This is a genomic window from Streptomyces sp. NPDC054866 (assembly GCF_053610745.1).
Genome location: NZ_JBSGZA010000006.1, coordinates 347,443 through 366,013, shown reverse-complemented (window position 1 = coordinate 366,013; position 18,571 = coordinate 347,443). Strand labels below are relative to the sequence as shown.

The window sequence follows — 18,571 nt, the reverse complement described above, 5'->3', positions numbered from 1 at the left end:
CGAAAAGAGACCTCAGCCGAACTGCACCGACCTCTTCGCGAGCCCCAGCCAGAACCCGTCGATCACACTCCGCTGCCCGTCGAGGTCCCCCGAAGCCTCGGCCGCCCCCAGCGTCACGAACAAGGGCGCGAAGTGCTCCGTACGTGGATGCGCGAGCTCGCCCGCCGGGGACTTGTGGCGGAAGTCGAGCAGGCCGTCCACGTCGCCCGCGTCGAGCGCCTCGTGGCCCCACGCGTCGAACTCCACCGACCACGACGGCACACCGCTGTCCAGATGGCGAAGCGCCGCCAGGTTGTGGGTGAAGAAGCCGCTGCCGACGATCAGTACGCCCTCGTCCCGCAGCGGCGCCAGCTTGCGGCCGATGTCCATCAGGCGGCGCGGGTCGAGAGTCGGCAGGGAGATCTGGAGGACGGGGATGTCGGCATCGGGGTACATCTCGACGAGCGGGACGTACGCCCCGTGGTCGAGCCCGCGATCCGGGATGTCCTGCACCGGCGTGCCCGCCCCGCGCAGCAATTTGCGTACGGAGTCGGCCAGTTGAGGGGCGCCCGGAGCGGCGTACGTGACCTGGTAGTAGTGCTCGGGGAAGCCCCAGAAGTCGTAGACCAGGGGCAGTGTCTCCGTCGCGCCGAGCGCGAGCGGGGCCTCTTCCCAGTGGGCGGAGACCATGAGGATGGCCTTGGGGCGCGGCAGCCCCGCCGACCAGGCACGGAGTTGGTCCGGCCAGAGCGCGTCGTCGGCCAGCGGCGGTGCGCCGTGACTGAGGTACAGGGCGGGCATGCGCTCCTGGGTTGCGGTCATGACGGCGCCTCCGAGAACGTACAAAGAACGATTTACTTTAACTCTCAAGCTTTCACTCAGGAGTGACCCTACTCCCGCGTTGTTTAAGTTTCAAGGAAGTGCTGCGGGCTGCGTACAGTGGAGTACATGGACACGGCACCCACTTCTCCCCCCGATGGGGAACCTCGCTGGCTCGACGACGAGGAACAGCGCACCTGGCTCGCGTATCTGCAAGCCACCACGCTCCTGGAGGATCACCTCGACCGCCAGTTGCAGCGCGACGCCGGCATGCCGCACATCTACTACGGCCTCCTGGTCCAGCTCTCCGTCGCCCCGCGGCGGCGCCTGCGCATGACGGAGCTGGCCAGGAACACCAAGATCACCCGGTCCCGCCTCTCGCACGCCATCGCGCGCCTGGAGAAGAACGGCTGGGTGCGCCGCGAGGACTGCCCCTCCGACAAGCGCGGCCAGTTCGCGATCCTCACCGACGACGGGTACGAGGTACTGCGCAGGACCGCGCCCGGCCACGTCACCGCCGTGCGCCAGGCCCTCTTCGACCGGCTCACCCCGGAACAGCAGAAGTCCCTCGGCGAGATCATGACGATCGTCGCCGAGGGACTTCAGCCGAAGGAGGCGGGGGCGGACCTGCCCTGGCTCCGCTAGGCCCCTTGCCGGACCGGGGTCAGTGCGCGACCACCGGGATCCGGATCTCGTCCTCGACACCCTCGGTGTCACCGGAGCCCGAGGCGGCCGGAGCGCCGCCCTGGGCACCCGTATTGATGAGGGCGAAGGCGATCGCGGCGGCGGCGACGAGGATGCCGACGGCCCACCAGATCGCGCTGGTGTAACCCTCGACCATGGCCTGCGCCTGGAGCAGCTTCTGCGCCGCGGGAGTCGTCGCGCCCGCCGCGTGGTCCGTGATGTACGCGGTGGTCGCGGAGGCGGCGATGGTGTTCAGGAGAGCCGTGCCGATGGCGCCGCCGACCTGCTGCGAGGTGTTGACCATCGCGGAGGCGACACCGGAGTCACGCGGCTCTACACCGTGCGTGGCGAGCGACATGGCGGGCATGAACGCCGTACCCATGCCGAGGCCCAGCATCAGCTGCGCGGGCATGATCAGACCGGTGTACGAGGAGCCGACCTCCAGCTGCGTCAGGAGCAGCATGCCGACGGCGGCGAGCACGAAGCCCGGACCCATGAGCAGCCGCGGCGGGACGCGGGTCATCAGGCGGGCACCGATCTGCGTGGAGCCCACGATCATGCCGACGATCATCGGCAGGAACGCGAAGCCGGTCTTGACCGGCGAGTAGCCCTGGACGATCTGCAGGTAGTACGTGAGGAACAGGAACAGACCGAACATCGCGATGATCGCGAGGCCGAGCGACAGGTAGACGCCACCGCGGTTGCGCTCGGTCAGGACGCGCAGCGGAAGCAGCGGCGACTTGACCTTCGCCTCGGTGAGGACGAACGCGGCGAGCAGGACGGCGGACGCGACGAACATGCCGATGGTCAGGGAGTCCGACCAGCCGGCCGACTCGGCGCGGGTGAAGCCGTAGACGAGCGCGACCAGACCGAGGGTGGAGAGGACCACGCCGGGGATGTCGAGCGGCGAGCGGTTGCGGGCGCCGGCCGGCTCACGGATGACGAAGTATGCGCCGAGGGCGGCGATGACGGCGAACGGGATGTTCACGAAGAACGTCCAGCGCCAGTTCAGGTACTCGGTGAGGAAACCGCCGAGGATGAGGCCCACGGCGCCACCGCCACCGGCGATCGCACCGTAGATGCCGAACGCCTTGGCGCGCTCCTTGGCATCGGTGAACATCACGGCGAGCAGCGAGAGAGCGGCGGGCGCGAGCAGCGCGCCGAACACGCCCTGAAGGGCGCGGGCGCCCAGCATCATGGCCTCGCCGGTCGCGGCGCCGCCGAGCGCGGAGGCCGCGGCGAAGCCGATCAGGCCGGTCACGAAGGTGCGCTTGCGGCCCCAGAGGTCGGCTATGCGGCCGCCGAAGAGCAGCAGGCCACCGAAGGCCAGGGCGTAGGCCGTGATGACCCACTGGCGGTTGCCGTCCGAGATGCCCAGGTCCTGCTGGGCGGAGGGCAGCGCGATGTTCACGATGGTCGCGTCGAGCACGACCATCAGCTGCGCGAGCGCGATGAATATCAGCGCTTTCCAGCGCCTGGGATCTGTTTCTGACATGGGAGTAGCCACCTAGCGGTACGTGTGGTGAAAAAGTGAGGGAAAGGCGATGTAAGGCAAAGCCGGGACTGGCGAGACTCAGGACTGGCGGAGGTCCTCCAAGGTCGCCGCCTCACCGGGCAACTCGGAGCGGGCCGGCGCCATCAGGCCGTCGAGGAACAGCTGCAGATGGCGGTGGACGAAGCGGTCCATGTTCAGGCACGCGGTGCCGGGCAGCGGCCTGGTGAGCTGGGAGAGGGCGACCATCAGGTCTCCGACGGCGATGTCGGTGCGCAGCTGCCCGGCCGCGCGCGCCCTTTGCATGAGCCCGTCGGTGACGGCTTCGAGCCGCTCGCGGGCGTCGACCAGATCCGGGTGATCGGGGTCGAAGGCCTCCTGGAGCATCGGGCACAGGGCACCGATCCGCTCGTCGGCGGAGGCGTGCACGAACCGGCGCAGGGCGTCGAACGCGACACCCGGGTCGGCGTCGGCCGCCGCGATCGCCTCCTCGGCGTGTGCCGAGACGCGGTCGGTGACCAGCAGGACGACCTGGTGGACCAGTTCGGAACGGTCGGAGAAGTGCCGGTAGACCGTGGCGTTGCCGACGCCGGCCCGGCGCGCGACCTCGTCGAGCGGCACGTCGGGGCCGAACTCGACGAACATCTCGCGTGCGGCGGCGACGATCCGCTCCCGGTTGCGCAGGGCGTCGGCCCGCGGGCGGGGCGTGCGGCGCTGTGCAGCGGTGGCGGTTTCCACGGCGCTCTCCTCAAGTCTGCGGTGCGCGATGCGGGGAATCACTCCCCGTTTCGCTCGGACACAGGTCTAAACGGGGAGACAGTCCCCGGATATTTCCCGCTCCCCGACTTTCTTCGCGTGACCCGCGTCACACCTAAATGAACAAGAAACCCACGATCGGTCGCACCCAGCGAGCGCCCGCGCACCCACCGGCACAGGGTGATCGGAAGGGTGCAGCCAGGACCGGCGGCTGCCGCAAGGGGAAGGCCCACGCATGCAGCAGCCGACCTGGAGGCAGATACGCGGAGCGCAACGTGGCGCCGCACTCGCCACCTGCGCCGTCCTTGCCCTCACGGTCACCACATCGGCGAGCACCGGCCGCCTGATGGAGGAGTCCCCCACAGCGGCGGGCCCCGTCTCCCTGAACCGCGCGACGACACTCAGCCCGTGCATGATCAACGGCACGATGGGCGTCCAGATGTCGGAGGGCGTGCCCACCTCCGCCGGCTACTCCCGCTCCACCGGCACCGTCCGGGCCCTGAACCTCATGGTCGACTTCTCCGACGCCCGCGGCGACGGCACCGCGCGCGACCGCCTCGCGGAGTTCTTCCCCCAGACGTCGGACTGGTTCCGCACCAGCTCCTACGGACGGCTCGACTACCGCCCGGAGTCCCCGATCCCGGACTGGCTGCGGATGCCCAAGAGCTTCAAGGAGTACGGGATAGAGCGCGGCGCCCCCTTCGATCCGGGCTACCGCGAGCTGGTCCAGGACATCGTGGCGGAGGCCGACCCGGACGTGGACTTCCGGGAGTACGACCTGGTGAACATCCTCATGACGCCGAACGCGGGCCCTTCCGCGCTCGACACGGTCCTTTCGGTGACCTTCGCGGGCAACACCGAGGCACCCGTCGCGGACGGCGTCCCGGTCTCCAACGCGTCGTTCGTCTACAGCCGTCAGGACGACGGCTCGGGCAGCTACCGCGAGACCGGCTACCGCGTACTCCCCCACGAGAACGGCCACGTCTTCGGCCTGCCCGACCTCTACACGCAGGAGGGCGGCGGCGCGGTCGGCCACTGGGACATCATGAGCGAGGACTGGGGCGCCAACAACGACCTGCTGGCCTGGCACAAGTGGAAGCTCGGCTGGCTCGGCGACGACCAGATCAGCTGCGCGTCGAACGCCGGCACCACCGAGCACACGCTGACCCCGCTGCCGGAGGACGGCGGTACCAAGCTCGCCTTCGTGCCGCTGAGCACGCGGACCGGGTACGCCGTCGAGGCGCGCACCCGCGGCGGCAACGACGAGGCGATCTGCAAGCCCGGGGTGCTCATCTACCGGGTGGACGCGGAGGTCGACACAGGCCAGGGCCCGGTCGCCGTACTCGACTCCACGAAGGACAGCGGCGGCTGCACACGTCGGCCGAACGTCCACGCGGAGCTCTCCGACGCGACCTACGAGCCCGGTCAGACCTTCACGGACAAGAAGACGGGCGTGCGCATCACGGTGACGGACATCGACGAGGAGGGCCGCTACCGGGTGCATGTCACGCGGCCGTGAAAGTGCGGGGTGTCAGGCGCCGTTGACCTTGGAGGAGCCGGCGCCGGGCACGGTCTGCTGCACCTGGCGCAGGAAGGCGGCGTTGTCCGGGGTCTTGCGCAGGCGCTCGATGATCGCCTCCAGGTTGCTCTGCGCGTCCCTGCCGTGCAGGGCGCGCCGCAGTCCGCGTACGGCGGTCAACTCGTCGGTGGGAACCAGGAGTTCGTCACGTCGCGTACCGGACGGGGTGACGTCGACGGCGGGGAAGACACGCCGCTCGGCCATGCCGCGGTCGAGGCGGAGCTCCATGTTGCCGGTGCCCTTGAGCTCCTCGAAGTAGTAGTCGTCGGCGCGCGATCCGGTCTCCACGAGCACGGTGGCGAGCATGGTCAGGGACCCGCCCTCCTCCGCGAGCCGCGCGGCACCGAAGAGGCGCTTGGGCCCCTGGATGGCGGCGGCGTCGACACCTCCGGAGAGGGTGCGGCCGCCGCTGGAGGCCGCGTTGTTGTACGCGCGGCAGAGCCGGGTGAGGGAGTCGAAGAGCATGACGACGTCCTTGCCCTCCTCGGTGAGCCGCTTGGCGCGCTCGACGGCGAGTTCGGCCAGGGCGATGTGCTGCTTGGCGGGCCGGTCGAAGGTCGAGGCGAGCACTTCACCCCGTACGGAACGCTTCATGTCCGTGACTTCTTCGGGCCGTTCGTCGAGCAGCACCACCATGAGGTGCGCCTCGGGGTGGTTCGCGCTGACGGCGGCGGCGATCTGCTGGAGCAGGACGGTCTTGCCGGTGCGGGGCGGCGCGACGATCAGGCCGCGCTGGCCCTTGCCAACGGGGGCGACCAGGTCGATGAGCCGGGTCGCGACGCTGCCGCCGCCGTCACCCGGCGTCTCCAGGCGGAGCCGCTCGCGGGGGTGCAGCGGGGTGAGGTCACCGAACCGTGCGCGCCGGTGCAGGGCTTCGGCCGAGTGCCCGTTGACGCGCTCGACGGAGGTCAGCGTGCGGGGCCGCCCGCACTCACCCTGCACCACGTCGCCGGCGCGCAGGCCGAGTCGGCGGATGAGGCTGGAGGGGACTTGTACGTCGTTCGGGGTGGGGAGGCAATCGCCGGTACGGAGATGGCCGTTGGCGTTGTGACTCACATCGAGGATGCCGGATGCGGCGAGGACGGGGGTCTCGGTGGTTCCCCTGCTCGGGGTGGTGGTCTTGTTTCGGGTGATGGTTGCGGTACTCATGATGGGGTCCTTTCGCGGACATGCGAATGAGGGGCCCGGCAGGACGGTGTGTTCACGTCCCGTACGTCGGGCGGAGAAAAGAACTGCAGCAAAGGGCTTCGCGAAAAAGATGGAAGCTACGGAGCTACGGGGCCTCGATACGAGGCGGAAGAAAAGAAGATCGGCACCGGCGCCGCAGAAAGCGGCGTACACACGTGCTGTTCGCAAGGTAGCACAGCTTGCGGGACACCGAACGTGACGTGGGTCACCGGAACCGTACCCGGACGGCCGCACCCGCCCACATGAAGCGCCCCCCGGTTATGTGGGCCCCACACATGGGATCCCCGTACGGCGCACCCTTACCTTTCCGGCCATGACGAGCCCCATTCCCGGCGGTGCCGCCCCCGCCGGAACCGACCTCACCGGACGCACCGCCCTGGTCACCGGCGGCGCAAGCGGCATCGGCCGGGCCTGCGCCGTGGCCCTGGCCGGTGCCGGCGCCTTCGTCCACGTGGTGGATCAGCAGGCCGACGCGGCCAAGGACGTGGCCGACGAGATCGACGGGGAGGCGCACGCTGTCGACCTCGCCGACCCCGCCGCGGTGCACACCCTGCCCACCCGAGTCGACGTCCTCGTCAACAGCGCGGGGCTCCAACACGTCGCCGCCATCGAGGAGTTCCCCCCGGAGCGGTTCGACCTGATCCAGAAGGTCATGGTCACCGCGCCGTTCCTCCTGCTGCGCAGGACGCTGCCCCACATGTACGAGCGCGGATGGGGCCGCGTCGTGAACATCTCCAGCGTGCACGGCCTGCGCGCGAGCCCCTTCAAGTCCGCCTACGTCGCCGCCAAGCACGCCCTGGAGGGCCTGAGCAAGGTCGCCGCCCTGGAAGGCGCGCAGCACGGCGTCACCAGCAACTGCCTCTGCCCCGGCTACACCCGCACGCCCCTCGTAGAGGACCAGATCAGCGCCCAGGCCACCGCCCACGCCATCGCCCCCGAGCAGGTCCTCACCGACGTACTGCTGCGGCGTTCCGCGCTCAAACGCCTTGTCGAGCCCGAGGAGATCGCCGCCGCCGCGCTCTGGCTCTGCGGCCCGCACAGCGGCTTCGTGACCGGCGCGTCGCTGCCCCTGGACGGCGGCTGGACCGCCGGCTGAACTCCCGCTCCCCCAGCGTCACTTCACCTCCCGCACCCGCGTCCCCTACGTCTCCTACGTCCCCATCGAGAAACGGATCACGCCATGGCAGCCGCAACGCCGCGTGCCCAGGGCAGGACCCCGGGCAAGCCAGGTATCGCCCGCATCATCAGCGCCAGCCTCATCGGCACCACCATCGAGTGGTACGACTTCTTCCTCTACGGCTCCGCCGCCGCGCTCGTCTTCAACACCCTCTTCTTCCCCAACAGCGACCCCTTGGTGGGCACTCTCCTCTCCTTCCTCACCTACGCGGTCGGCTTCGCCGCACGGCCGCTGGGCGGCGTCGTCTTCGGCCACTACGGCGACAAGATCGGCCGTAAGAAGCTGCTCGTGCTCAGCCTGATGATGATGGGCGGCGCCACCTTCGCGATGGGCCTGCTGCCGACCCACGCCACGCTCGGCGTCGGCGCTCCGATCCTGCTCACGGTGTTGCGCCTGGTCCAGGGCTTCGCGCTCGGCGGCGAGTGGGGCGGCGCCGTCCTGATCGTCTCCGAGCACGGCGACGACAAGAACCGCGGCTTCTGGGCCTCCTGGCCGCAGGCGGGCGCCCCCGGCGGCAACCTCCTGGCCACCGGCGTCCTCGCGCTCCTCGCCGCCGTCCAGTCGGACGAGGCGTTCCTCGCCTGGGGCTGGCGCATCCCGTTCCTGCTCTCCGGGGTGCTCGTGATCATCGGCCTGTGGATACGGGTCTCGGTCTCGGAGTCCCCGCTCTTCCTGGAGGCGCAGGCCCGCGCAGAGGCGGAGGCGGCGTCGGAGGGAGCGGCCAAGCAGGACGCGCCGGTCGTCGAGGTCTTCCGGCACAACTGGCGCGGCGTCCTCACGGCCATCGGCACCCGGCTCGGCGAGAACGTCTCGTACTACATCCTCACGGCCTTCGTCCTCGTCTACGTCACCGTGCACCTGGAACTGCCCAAGAGCACCGCCCTGAACGCCGTACTCATCGGCTCCGCCGTGCACTTCGTGACGATCCCGCTGTGGGGCGCGCTCTCGGACCGCATCGGCCGCAGGCCCGTCACGCTGATCGGCTCGATCGGCATGGCCGTATGGGCGTTCGCGTTCTTCGCGCTCGTCGACAGCGAGTCCTTCGCCGTGATCACCCTGGCGGTCACGGTCGGCCTGCTCCTCCACGGCGCGATGTACGGGCCGCAGGCCGCCTTCATCTCCGAGATGTTCGATACGAAGGTGCGCTACTCCGGGGCCTCGATGGGCTCGCAGCTCGCGTCCATCATCGGCGGCGCGCTCGCGCCGATCATCGCGGTAGAGCTGCTCAAGGACTTCGACTCGGCGATGCCGGTTGCGTTGTATGTCTGCGTGACGGTGGTGATCACGACGCTGACCGTGCTGGTGGCGAAGGAGACGCGTGGCCGTTCGCTCGCCTCTCCCGCTGTAAAGGGATCAGCTTCCGAGGGTGCGAGCAGCACGCCCTCGGCGACAATCGGAAGCTGAACCGCACCCCCCCCGTGCGCGCACCAGAGGCTCGCGCACCCCGCTCCCGGAGGCGACCCGCCGTATGTCCAGCTCGCCAGAGGCCGCCGACCGCGCCGCCCGCCGGGAGCAGGGGTACGCCGCCCTGCGCGAGCTGCTCGACCTGCTCGCCCAGGACGCGCCGGCCGAGCAGTTCGCCCGTCCTACCGCGGCGGCGCGTGCGGCCGGGGCGAGCGGCGCGGAACTCACGGCGATCGACGAGGCCACGCAGACCGCGCTGCGCGTGCGCCGCACCCTGAACCAGCACCAGCGCAGGGAGGCCGAACTCACGGCCCTCTTCGACACTGCGGGCGACTTGGCAGCCCTCCGCGACCTGGACGCGGTGCTGCGCGCCATCGTGCACCGGGCCAAGCTTCTGCTCCGTACGGACGTCGCGTACCTCTCCCTCAACGACCCGGTGGCGGGCGACACTTACATGCGGGTGACGGACGGTTCGGTCTCCGCCGCGTTCCAGAATCTGCGCCTGGGCATGGGCGAGGGACTCGGCGGCCTGGTCGCCCAGACCGCCCGTCCGTACGCCACAGGGGACTACGAGGTAGACCCCCGTTTCCAGCACACGACCCCCATAGACGGCGCCGTACTCGAAGAGGGCCTGCACGCAATCCTCGGCGTACCGCTACGGCAGGGCACGCACGTCATCGGTGTCCTGTACGCCGCCGACCGCACCGCACGGACCTTCACGCCGGACGAGGTGGCGCTGCTCTCCTCGCTCGCCGACCACGCGGCGATCGCCATCGACAGCGCGCGCCGCATGGAGGAGACGAAGGCCGCGCTCGTCGACCTGAACGAGGCGTCGCAAACCATCCGCGCGCACAGCGAGGCACTGCGCCGAGCCGAGGACGCACACGACCGCCTGACCGATCTCGTCCTGCGCGGCGGCGACTTCACCGAGGTGGCGACGGCAATCGGTGCGTTGCTGCGCGGCGGCACACTCATCCACGACGCGGACGGCACGGAACTCGCCTGCGTCGGGGGCGAGGGCCTGAGGGACGGGAGCAGGGACGCCGGGGACGACGTCCCCCGCACACCCCCGGCCAAGGCCGTCGCCGCCTCGCGTGCCAGTGGGCGGGCCGTCCCCCTCGACGGGACCTGGGTGTGCGCCGTCCTTGCGGGACCGGAGCTCCTCGGCAGCATCGCCCTCACCGGCCGTGCCGACCTGGGCGAGGCCGATCGCCGTCTCTTCGAGCGCGCCGGGGTCGTCACGGCGCTCCTCCTGCTCCTGCGCCGCTCGGCCGCCGAGGCGGAGGACCGCGTACGCGGTGAACTCCTCGGCGATCTGCTCTCCCTCTCCGGCACTCCGGGCCGCCTCACCTCGCGTGCCCGCCGCCTCGACGTCGACCTGGCGCTCCCTCACTCGGTGTTCGTCGCCCACAGCGACACGGCCACGCGTCAGTTCCTGCTCGCCGCCGCGGCCCGCGCCGCCCGCGCCCGCCACGGCCTGTCCGGCCTGCACCACGACCACGTGGTCCTGGTGCTCCCGGCCGACGACACCGGCTCCCGGGCCCGCGCGCTCGCCGCCGAGCTCACCCAGGCCGCCGGATCCCCGGTCACGGTCGGCGCCGCGGGCCCCGCCACCGGCCCCGAAGCCCTCTCCCTGGCCCACGCGGAAGCGTTGCGCTGCCTCTCCGCCCTGCGCGCGCTCGGCCACACCGGCCAGGGCGCGGACCTGCCCGACCTCGGCTTCCTCGGCGTACTCCTCGGCGACGACACGAACCTCGACGCCTACGTACGCCGCACACTGGGCCCGGTCCTCGACTACGACGCCAAGCGCGGCACCGAACTCGTACACACCCTGCGGGCCTACTTCGCCTGCGGCATGAGCCAGTCCAAGGCGAAGGACTCCCTGCACGTCCACGTGAACACGGTGGTCCAACGCCTCGACCGCATAGGCCACTTGCTCGGCGCCGACTGGCAGTCCCCGGAACGTTCCCTGGAGATCCAGCTCGCGCTGCGCCTGCACGCCTACACCTGGGCGACCACGTCGCCCTGATCCGCGGCGGCTTCGTGCGGCGCGGTCGCGGCCGGGACGAGGAAGGTGGCGATGAGCCCGAGGACGACGAAGCCCGCGGCGACGTAGCCGCCGAGCGCGACCCCGTCGGTCATCGCCGAGCGCGCCGCGTCGGCGAAGGACGCGGTCTCCGGGCGGTCCGCGAGGGGCCCGATGGCGGCTCCCGCGCTGTCGGTGACGGCGCCGGTGAGCTGGTCGGCCTTCCCGGACGGCACACCGGCATCGCTCAGCCGGTCGCGCAGGTTCGTGCTGAGGGTGGTGAAGAAAACCGTGGTCAGGGCGGCGATCCCGAGCGCGGAACCGAGCTGGCGGAAGGCGCTCTGGATGCCGGAGCCCTGCCCCACGCTCTCGTGCGGCACCTCGGCGAGGACCACGTTGGTGACCTGGGCGGTAGCGAACCCGACGCCGATCCCGTACGCGAAGAGCATCAGCGCGACGGCCCACCAGGAGCTGTCGGGGGCGGCGATGAACCCGACCCCGGCAAGACCGACGACCTCCAGGGCGAGCCCGATGCGCACCTGCCCCAGCGCCGCGACCCTGGCGGCCAGCGGGAAGCTGACACCGGTCGCCACGAAGCTGCCGATGGCGATGGGCACCAGGGCCAGCCCGGCCTCCAGGGCGCTGTAGCCGAGGGTGAACTGGAGCCACAGCGGGAGCACCGCGACGATGCCGAACTCGCCGAGGCCGATGATCAGGGTCGCGATGTTGCCGTTACGGAAGGAGGCAATCGAGAACAGCCGCACGTCCATCAGCACCCGCGAGGACTGTGCGGAGTCACCGGCCCGGCTGAGCGCGATCTGCCGCCGTACGAAGGCGAACAGCGTGACGGCGGAGAGCACGAGGGCGACGAGAACGGGCGAGGGGCCGCTCCCCCAGCTGACCCCCAGCACCTCCAGCGGCTCGATGCTGACGATCCAGCCGTACGTACGCCCTTCGACGAGCCCGAAGGCGAGCAGCCCGAGCCCGACCGCGGAGAGCACCGCACCGGCCACGTCCAGCCGGCCCTTGGTCCGCGGTGAGGGCGCCATGTAGAGCAGCACTCCGGCGGCGACGAGGACGGACAGCGGCACGTTGATGCCGAACGCCCAGCGCCACGAGACGTGTTCGGCCAGCCAGCCGCCGAGCAGCGGGCCGAGCGCGGCGGCGGCGCCGATGGTCGAGCCCCAGATGGCGAAGGCCTGGCCGCGCGCCTTGCCGGTGAAGGTCGCGTTCAGGAGGGAGAGCGAGGTCGGCAGGATCATCGCCGCACCCGCGCCTTGCAGGAAGCGGGCCAGGATCAGCAGCCCGCTGCCGGGCGCGAGCCCGGCCAGCACGCTGGTCGCGCCGAAGACCACGACGCCCGCGACGAAGATCCGGCGGGCGCCGTAGATGTCGGCGAGGCGCCCGGTCAGCAGGAGCAGCGCCGCGAAGACGATCGCGTACGACTCCTGGATCCACTGCGCCTGCGCCGAGCTGGCGTCCAGGTCCTCGATGACCGAGGGGACGATCACGTTGACGATCGTGGTGTCCACGACGATCAGGGCGACGCCGAGGGCGATGGCGATGAGGCCGAGCCAGCGGCGGGCTGTGGGGGCGGTGGGCTCGGTGGGGGACGGGTCGCGCATCTCGATCAATACCTCCATGGTGAAGTAATTCCACGGTGAAGGTAATGTCGGGCCGGTAAGTTGTCAAAGCACGAGTGCAGGCAGGCAGACAGACAGAGGGACCGGAGAGGGCGGGCGGGCACGGTGGCGACGGAGGAACCGACACCCGGCGAGGTGACGGCGCAGCGCGAGCGCCTGATGGAGGGACTCAGGGGCTACGGCGAGCGCTACAACGAGCTCAGCCGCCGCTTCGCCGTCTGGCTCGGCCTGCACTCCACGGACGCCGACGCCCTCCTGGAGATCGTCATCGCCGAGGACCGCGGCACCCCGCTCTCCCCGGCCCGCCTCAGCGAGCGCATCCTGCTCTCCTCGGGGGCCACCACCGCGCTCCTGAACCGCCTCGAAGCCGCGGGCCACATCGTCCGCACCCGGGAGCACACCGACCGCCGCGTCGTCACGCTGCACAGCCGCCCGGGCATCCGGGACCGCGCCGACGAGTTCTTCACGCCGCTCGCGGCGCGCATGGACGCGACGATGGCCCAGTACCCGCCCGAACTCCTTGAGCGATTCGAGACGTTGCTCGCGGACCTGCGGACGACGATCGACGCGGACCTCGCGGAGCGGGACGGTCGACCCGGTCCGGCCTGACCGGCAACCGCGGCAACTTCCGCACCTGCGGCGACTACGGCACCTGCGGCAACCAATGACCCCCCTGGTGGCGACTGCCCTGCGCAACGCACACCAACCATCACCAGGGCGGATGAGGTACATGGAAGCGAACCAGCACGAGCGCGCGGCCCAGCACCGCAGGCGCCGGCTGAGCCTGAGACTCGGCATCCCGGTCGCCGTGGCGGCCGCGGCGGGGCTGACGTACGGCACGGCTTTCGGGGTCTTCGGCGAGGACGCACAGCCGAGAGCATCGGCGGCATCCGGCCCCACCGCCCGGGCGGCCGATGTCGCAGACGGCTTCGCCTCGGTCAACGCCCTCGGCCAGAACGGGACTTACGGCGGGCGAGACGGAAAGACGGTCACCGTCAAGACACTGGCGGACCTGGAGAAGTACGCGACGGCCTCCGATCCGTACGTCATCGTGGTCGCGGCGGCGATCACGATGGACCCCAAGGGCAAGGAGATCAAGGTCGCGTCGGACAAGACGATCGTGGGTTCCGGCACCGCGGGCCACATCGTCGGGGGCGGCTTCTTCCTGGGCCAGGGCGTGCACAACGTCATCATCCGGAACCTCACGATCCGGGACTCGTACGCGGGTACGTGGAACGACAAGGAGCACGACTTCGACGCCATCCAGATGGACGGCGCGCACCACGTCTGGATCGACCACAACGACCTGCGGCACATGGCTGACGGCCTGATAGACAGCCGCAAGGACACGACGTACCTGACGGTGTCCTGGAACAAACTGAGCAGCAACAACAAGACGTTCGGCATCGGCTGGACCGAGAACACGACGGCCGACATCACGATCCACCACAACTGGTTCCGCGAGACCGAGCAGCGCAACCCGTCCACCGACAACGTGGCCCACGCGCACCTCTACAACAACTACCTCCAGGACGTCGCGGGCACGGACATCACCTCGTCGTACGGGAACTACTCGCGCGGCAGGACGAAGATGGTCCTGGAGAACAGCTACTTCGAGGGCATGAACAACCCGGTGACGAAGGACAGTTCAGCCGCCGTCGTGCAGCGAGGCAACGTCTTCGTCGGCACCAGCGGCCGTAACGAGAGCGGAGGAACGGCCTTCGACCCGAAGAGTTTCTACGCCTACACGCCCGACAAGGCGGCGGATGTCCCGGCGAAGGTGAAGGCGGGCGCGGGCCCGCGCGCGACGGTCGGAACCGCCGCCAGGACGGCGTCCACTCTCACCGTGGCAAAGGACGGGAGCGCCCAGTACAAGACGGTCCAGGCGGCGGTAAACGCGGTCCCGACGAACAACACGTCACGGGTCGTGGTCTCCATCGCACCGGGCACGTACCGGGAGACGGTGAAGATCCCGGCCAACAAGCCGCACGTCACGCTCCAGGGCACGGGCGGCAGCCGCAAGGACACGGTGATCGTGTACGACAACGCGGCGGGCACCCCCAAGCCGGACGGCTCGGGCACCTACGGCACCTCGGGCAGCGCGACGGTGGCCGCGGAGGCGGACGACTTCCAGGCCCGCAACCTGACGATTGCCAACGACTTCGACGAAAAGGCGAACCAGAACCTGGCCGGCCACCAGGCGGTGGCCCTGCGCACGGCGGCGGACAAGGCGTTCCTGGACAACGTGATCATCACGGGCGACCAGGACACGCTCCTCCTGGACACGGCGGCCAAGGACAAACTGGGCCGGGCCTACGTCCGCAACTCCTACATCGTCGGCAACACGGACTTCATCTTCGGCCGGGCGACAGCGGTGGTGGACCGCTCGGTGATCACCCTGAAGAAGCGCTGGGACGGCACGTCACAGGGCTACATAACCGCTCCGAGCACGCCCCCGGACCGCAAGGGCTTCCTGATCACGAACACCACGGTGAACGGCGACGTATCGGCGCGCAGCTTCCACCTGGGCCGCAACTGGCACGCGGGCGGCGACGCGACCCTGTCCCCCCAGACGACGTTCCGCGACTCCACCCTGAGCGCGGCCGTCAAAACCACGCCGTGGTCGGACATGGGCGGCTTCCCCTGGAAGAACGACCGCTTCGCCGAGTACAGGAACACGGGCGCGGGCTCCGGCCCAGCAACGGAAAACCGCCCCCACTTGACGGACGCACAGGCCAAGACCCAGGAGCGCCAAGACTGGCTGGGCACCTGGACCCCCACGCCCTGACCAGCACCGAGCACCACCGCCCCACCCCCATCCGCTACCCTGTCTGGAACCGCCATCCGTGGCGGCACCAGTACGCCTTCGTAGCTCAGGGGATAGAGCACCGCTCTCCTAAAGCGGGTGTCGCAGGTTCGAATCCTGCCGGGGGCACCAGGCAAAAGGCCCCGGACCGATCATGGTCCGGGGCCTTTGACATCTACGTCTGACATCGCGCCCTCCCGTGCACCGCGGGGCACCGAACCTCGACCTGGGGTCCAATGGCGTGTGGCAACCGCGTCACCTGGTAAGTCGGCGTGATGACGTTGGCGTGAGATGTGCCATTCGGCGTCTGGCTGCAACGATGCCCGGTAGCAGCGGACCCTCTTGGGGATATTGGGGCAATCTGCACATAGAGGGGATATCTCCCGCGCTGTGGAGATGATGCTCGGACTGCCGGGCATGTTGCCGCCCTCGTGGGTGGCGCAGGTGTTCTGACGGTGGCACAGACGTCGTGGGGGCTCATGGGGGGCTGTCGGCTGCGGGGGCAGCATGGCGGTGCGGCTTCGGCAAGGTTTCTTTTTACTACGAATTCCCGTAGTAGCGATCTCTCATTGCCCGCGCACGCGAACTTTCTCAGAATGGCGGGGCCGTGGGCCGGTCCAGGTGGCTCAAGAGCAGCTGCCGAGAGCAGTCGGGGTAATCGGGGTACCAGAATCCTGGGCCCGCACCGGTCGGTCTACAAGGATGAGAAATGAAACGAAAGCTGGCGACGACACTCGCCATGGCAGCAGTTATCCTCGCTTCCATGGCCATGCCATCAGAGGGCGCCATCACGCCATCACGCCTAGGTGTTTATGTCGGCCCGGGCAAAACCGATGCGGTGGACAATTCCCGTACGTGGCTCGGCCGTTCACAGGTGGACGCGACCGACTACCTGGACCCGTCCGAGAACATCAAGTGGAACCAGTACGCGACCAAGTACTGGGGTGACTGGAAGAAGGCCGGAGCTGACCGGGATTTCGTGCTCGGGTTGCATCTGCTGCCCAAGGGCGGAAATTTCGCGGATGGGCTCAGCGGCAAGTACGACAGCCAGTTCCGCGCCCTTGCCGACCTGATGATCAAGAACGGCCTTGGCGACTCCGTCATCCGCCTCGGTTACGAGGGAAACAACAAGAACATCGGACCGTGGCAGGGAACCGACGATCCGGCGGCCTATCGGGCGATGTTCCGGAAGGTCGTCACCCTTATGCGTGCTCGCACCGGGGCGGCCTTCCGGTTCGACTACAACATGGCTGTCGGCCCCTCGGGCAAGGTCACGTCATTCGAGACGCTGTACCCCGGCGACAGCTACGTCGACCTAGTAGGTCTGAACATCTACGACGTGTGGTGGCAGCACCCGGGAGCCACGCCGGCTCAGCGGTGGAACCACAGCCTCACCACCGTCATGGGGGTGAATGAATTCAAGGAATTTGCCGCCGCGCACAAGAAGCCGAAGTCGTATCCGGAATGGGGCCTGTACCAGAAGGGCGACTCCTACGCGGGGGGAGGCGACTCGCCCTACTTCATCGACCGGATGGCCGAGCTTGTCCAGGACTCGGAGTATCAGGCGTACTTCGACCACGACTGGGGCGGCGGGACGCTGGACGACTTCCCCAACGGCAAGGAGCAGTACAGGGTCCGCTTCGGCGGCTGAGGCCGCTCAGGGAGCGGTGCCTTCACCAGTCTCGGTCTGAGTCTCAGTGTCGGGCTCGGGCTCGGGGTCGGAACCGGGTTCGTCGGCCGCGTACGGGTGGACGTACCGGCCCTCGTTGAAAGGTGTGAACCAGCTCGAGATCCCCATAGGGGCAATGCCGTCCAGCGAGTCGTCGTAGAGCAACTCGTGGTCCATGTCCTCGTAGACGCGATCCGTGAAGCACTCCAGTGCCGCGGAGACGCCCTCGTCCAGGAGGCCGAAGGTTTCCAGCGTGACCTCGGCCTCGCGCAGCAGCAGCCTGAGGGTCAACTCCTCGGCCACGCAGCTCAGATCCTTGAAGCTGCCCTCCGTCAGCCGCGTCGTCAGGGCAATCGCCGTCACCAGGAAGCGCCGGGCGAAACGCGCGTCGTACTGGAGGGCGTGGCGCGGGGGCAGTTCGTCCAGGAGCCACAGAGGTCGGTCGCATTCAGCGACGTTCGTTCCCTCCCTGTCCAGCGCTTGCGCGTCCTGGAACAGTTCGTCCAAGAGGACGTCCATTCCCCAGATCAGGGCCCCCGCCGCTAGCTCTGCCGCCTCGTAGGTCGCCTCGTGCTTCTCCTCGCCCCCGTCGCCCTCCTCAGGTACTCCGAACATCCCTGTGCCGATCGCCGCCAGCCTCGGGGCCAGCGTGCGGATCTTGGAGCGGATGGCTTCCGTTTCGATCGTCGTCCCTGCCGCGTCGGTGGATGCCGTTCCTCCTCCCGCCAGCCCCATCAGTCGCGCCCTGCGCGACTCCACGTCATCCGGCGGCGCGTCCGGGCCGTCGGCCGCGTCCAGGCTCTCCTTCGCCAGGTCCGGATGCAGCTCCACCTGGCACCGCTTCACCGTCCAGTCCGCGAGCAGCTCCGTACGCTCGAGCAGCTCCTCCACCAGTTCGCGGACCGCCTCCTCGGCGAGTTCCAGCGCCGGGGCGTCCACAGAGACCTTCAGCAGCGCCCCACCGGGATACACGCCCACGAAGGTGTCCAGGAGCTTCACCTCCGTCCCATCGGGGCCCTCGATCTCCTCGACGGACTCGAAGCCGCCCTCGAGCAGGGCACCGGCGCCGACCCGCTGCAGCTCGTCCATCTCCGGGGTGCCGCCGGCTATCCGGGTATCCACAGTCACTGCGTACGTCACGCAACACAGCCTCGCAGGTGAGCCTGCCAGTCGCTCCCGCAACGCCGGCCTTCGCGATTTCAACCTGTGTTGAGTGCTCCGGTCCGGGAACGCGTGAGAGGAATCAGTGGTGCGGCACTCGCGGCCGTGCCGCGGGTCCAGGACTCCCATGGAGGCCGGCACACTCCCGCGTCGTCGCCCCCCATGGTCGAGGCGGGCCGGCCGTGGCC

Annotated in this window: 14 protein-coding genes and 1 tRNA gene; 9 read left to right on the top strand and 6 right to left on the bottom strand. The window is 69.4% G+C overall.

Annotated elements, in window-relative coordinates:
- Positions 1-12: 12 nt before the first annotated feature.
- Complete coding sequence (locus tag ACWGI2_RS29795; protein WP_453400103.1) at positions 13-801, bottom strand: dioxygenase family protein; 789 nt, start codon at positions 799-801, stop codon at positions 13-15.
- A gap of 126 nt (positions 802-927) precedes the next feature.
- On the opposite strand from ACWGI2_RS29795, the gene ACWGI2_RS29790 reads away from it, so the two are divergent.
- Complete coding sequence (locus ACWGI2_RS29790) at positions 928-1,443, top strand: MarR family winged helix-turn-helix transcriptional regulator (protein WP_453698663.1); 516 nt, start codon at positions 928-930, stop codon at positions 1,441-1,443.
- Positions 1,444-1,462: 19 nt separating this feature from the next.
- Here ACWGI2_RS29790 and ACWGI2_RS29785 read toward each other — a convergent pair whose 3' ends face one another.
- Positions 1,463-2,977, bottom strand: coding sequence for an MFS transporter (locus tag ACWGI2_RS29785; protein WP_453400101.1), 1,515 nt, complete (start codon positions 2,975-2,977; stop codon positions 1,463-1,465).
- A gap of 78 nt (positions 2,978-3,055) precedes the next feature.
- A complete protein-coding gene (locus ACWGI2_RS29780; RefSeq protein WP_453400100.1) occupies positions 3,056-3,712 on the bottom strand; it encodes a TetR/AcrR family transcriptional regulator in 657 nt (218 codons plus the stop codon).
- A 253-nt stretch (positions 3,713-3,965) separates the two neighbouring features.
- Here ACWGI2_RS29780 and ACWGI2_RS29775 point away from each other — a divergent pair, with 253 nt between their 5' ends.
- The gene (locus tag ACWGI2_RS29775) at positions 3,966-5,249 is read left to right on the top strand and encodes a M6 family metalloprotease domain-containing protein (protein WP_453698661.1); all 1,284 of its coding nucleotides are present in this window, start codon (positions 3,966-3,968) and stop codon (positions 5,247-5,249) included.
- Between the two features lie 12 nt (positions 5,250-5,261).
- Here the strand turns inward: ACWGI2_RS29775 and rho are convergent, their stop codons facing one another.
- Positions 5,262-6,458, bottom strand: a complete 1,197-nt coding sequence (rho, locus tag ACWGI2_RS29770) for a transcription termination factor Rho (RefSeq protein ID WP_453698659.1) — start codon at positions 6,456-6,458, stop codon at positions 5,262-5,264.
- A 352-nt stretch (positions 6,459-6,810) separates the two neighbouring features.
- On the opposite strand from rho, the gene ACWGI2_RS29765 reads away from it, so the two are divergent.
- The 3 genes from ACWGI2_RS29765 (at position 6,811) to ACWGI2_RS29755 (ending at position 11,107) form a co-directional block, all read left to right on the top strand.
- Positions 6,811-7,593, top strand: a complete 783-nt coding sequence (locus tag ACWGI2_RS29765; RefSeq protein ID WP_453698657.1) for a 3-hydroxybutyrate dehydrogenase — start codon at positions 6,811-6,813, stop codon at positions 7,591-7,593.
- 84 nt (positions 7,594-7,677) lie between these two features.
- A complete protein-coding gene (locus tag ACWGI2_RS29760; protein WP_453698655.1) occupies positions 7,678-9,078 on the top strand; it encodes an MFS transporter in 1,401 nt (466 codons plus the stop codon).
- A gap of 64 nt (positions 9,079-9,142) precedes the next feature.
- Positions 9,143-11,107 carry a helix-turn-helix domain-containing protein gene (locus ACWGI2_RS29755; protein ID WP_453698653.1) on the top strand — a complete coding sequence of 655 codons (1,965 nt, stop codon included), beginning with the start codon at positions 9,143-9,145 and terminating at the stop codon, positions 11,105-11,107.
- On the opposite strand, the gene ACWGI2_RS29750 is transcribed toward ACWGI2_RS29755, so the two are convergent.
- Entirely contained in the window at positions 11,080-12,747 is a 1,668-nt protein-coding gene (locus ACWGI2_RS29750; protein WP_453698651.1) for a DHA2 family efflux MFS transporter permease subunit, read from the bottom strand. The two genes, ACWGI2_RS29755 and ACWGI2_RS29750, sit on opposite strands and share 28 nt — an antisense overlap.
- Positions 12,748-12,906: 159 nt before the next feature.
- On the opposite strand from ACWGI2_RS29750, the gene ACWGI2_RS29745 reads away from it, so the two are divergent.
- The 4 genes from ACWGI2_RS29745 to ACWGI2_RS29730 all read left to right on the top strand — a co-directional run bounded on the left by ACWGI2_RS29745 (position 12,907) and on the right by ACWGI2_RS29730 (position 17,204).
- A complete protein-coding gene (locus ACWGI2_RS29745; protein ID WP_453400303.1) occupies positions 12,907-13,356 on the top strand; it encodes a MarR family winged helix-turn-helix transcriptional regulator in 450 nt (149 codons plus the stop codon).
- 121 nt (positions 13,357-13,477) lie between these two features.
- A complete protein-coding gene (locus tag ACWGI2_RS29740; protein ID WP_453698649.1) occupies positions 13,478-15,535 on the top strand; it encodes a pectinesterase family protein in 2,058 nt (685 codons plus the stop codon).
- A gap of 74 nt (positions 15,536-15,609) precedes the next feature.
- Positions 15,610-15,685 (top strand) — tRNA-Arg (locus ACWGI2_RS29735).
- A 706-nt stretch (positions 15,686-16,391) separates the two neighbouring features.
- A complete protein-coding gene (locus tag ACWGI2_RS29730; protein WP_453698648.1) occupies positions 16,392-17,204 on the top strand; it encodes a glycosyl hydrolase in 813 nt (270 codons plus the stop codon).
- Between the two features lie 6 nt (positions 17,205-17,210).
- Here ACWGI2_RS29730 and ACWGI2_RS29725 read toward each other — a convergent pair whose 3' ends face one another.
- Positions 17,211-18,362: a hypothetical protein gene (locus ACWGI2_RS29725; RefSeq protein WP_453698646.1), complete on the bottom strand. Its 1,152-nt coding sequence runs from the start codon at positions 18,360-18,362 to the stop codon at positions 17,211-17,213.
- Positions 18,363-18,571: the final 209 nt, after the last annotated feature.

What these genes read in the sequence shown, in the direction of transcription:
- ACWGI2_RS29795 (WP_453400103.1), bottom strand. Translation starts at nt 801, where the DNA reads ATGACCGCAACCCAGGAGCGCATGCCCGCCCTGTACCTCAGTCACGGC.
- ACWGI2_RS29790 (WP_453698663.1), top strand. Translation starts at nt 928, where the DNA reads ATGGACACGGCACCCACTTCTCCCCCCGATGGGGAACCTCGCTGGCTC.
- ACWGI2_RS29785 (WP_453400101.1), bottom strand. Translation starts at nt 2,977, where the DNA reads ATGTCAGAAACAGATCCCAGGCGCTGGAAAGCGCTGATATTCATCGCG.
- ACWGI2_RS29775 (WP_453698661.1), top strand. Translation starts at nt 3,966, where the DNA reads ATGCAGCAGCCGACCTGGAGGCAGATACGCGGAGCGCAACGTGGCGCC.
- rho (WP_453698659.1), bottom strand. Translation starts at nt 6,458, where the DNA reads ATGAGTACCGCAACCATCACCCGAAACAAGACCACCACCCCGAGCAGG.
- ACWGI2_RS29765 (WP_453698657.1), top strand. Translation starts at nt 6,811, where the DNA reads ATGACGAGCCCCATTCCCGGCGGTGCCGCCCCCGCCGGAACCGACCTC.
- ACWGI2_RS29760 (WP_453698655.1), top strand. Translation starts at nt 7,678, where the DNA reads ATGGCAGCCGCAACGCCGCGTGCCCAGGGCAGGACCCCGGGCAAGCCA.
- ACWGI2_RS29755 (WP_453698653.1), top strand. Translation starts at nt 9,143, where the DNA reads ATGTCCAGCTCGCCAGAGGCCGCCGACCGCGCCGCCCGCCGGGAGCAG.
- ACWGI2_RS29750 (WP_453698651.1), bottom strand. Translation starts at nt 12,747, where the DNA reads ATGGAGGTATTGATCGAGATGCGCGACCCGTCCCCCACCGAGCCCACC.
- ACWGI2_RS29745 (WP_453400303.1), top strand. Translation starts at nt 12,907, where the DNA reads ATGGAGGGACTCAGGGGCTACGGCGAGCGCTACAACGAGCTCAGCCGC.
- ACWGI2_RS29740 (WP_453698649.1), top strand. Translation starts at nt 13,478, where the DNA reads ATGGAAGCGAACCAGCACGAGCGCGCGGCCCAGCACCGCAGGCGCCGG.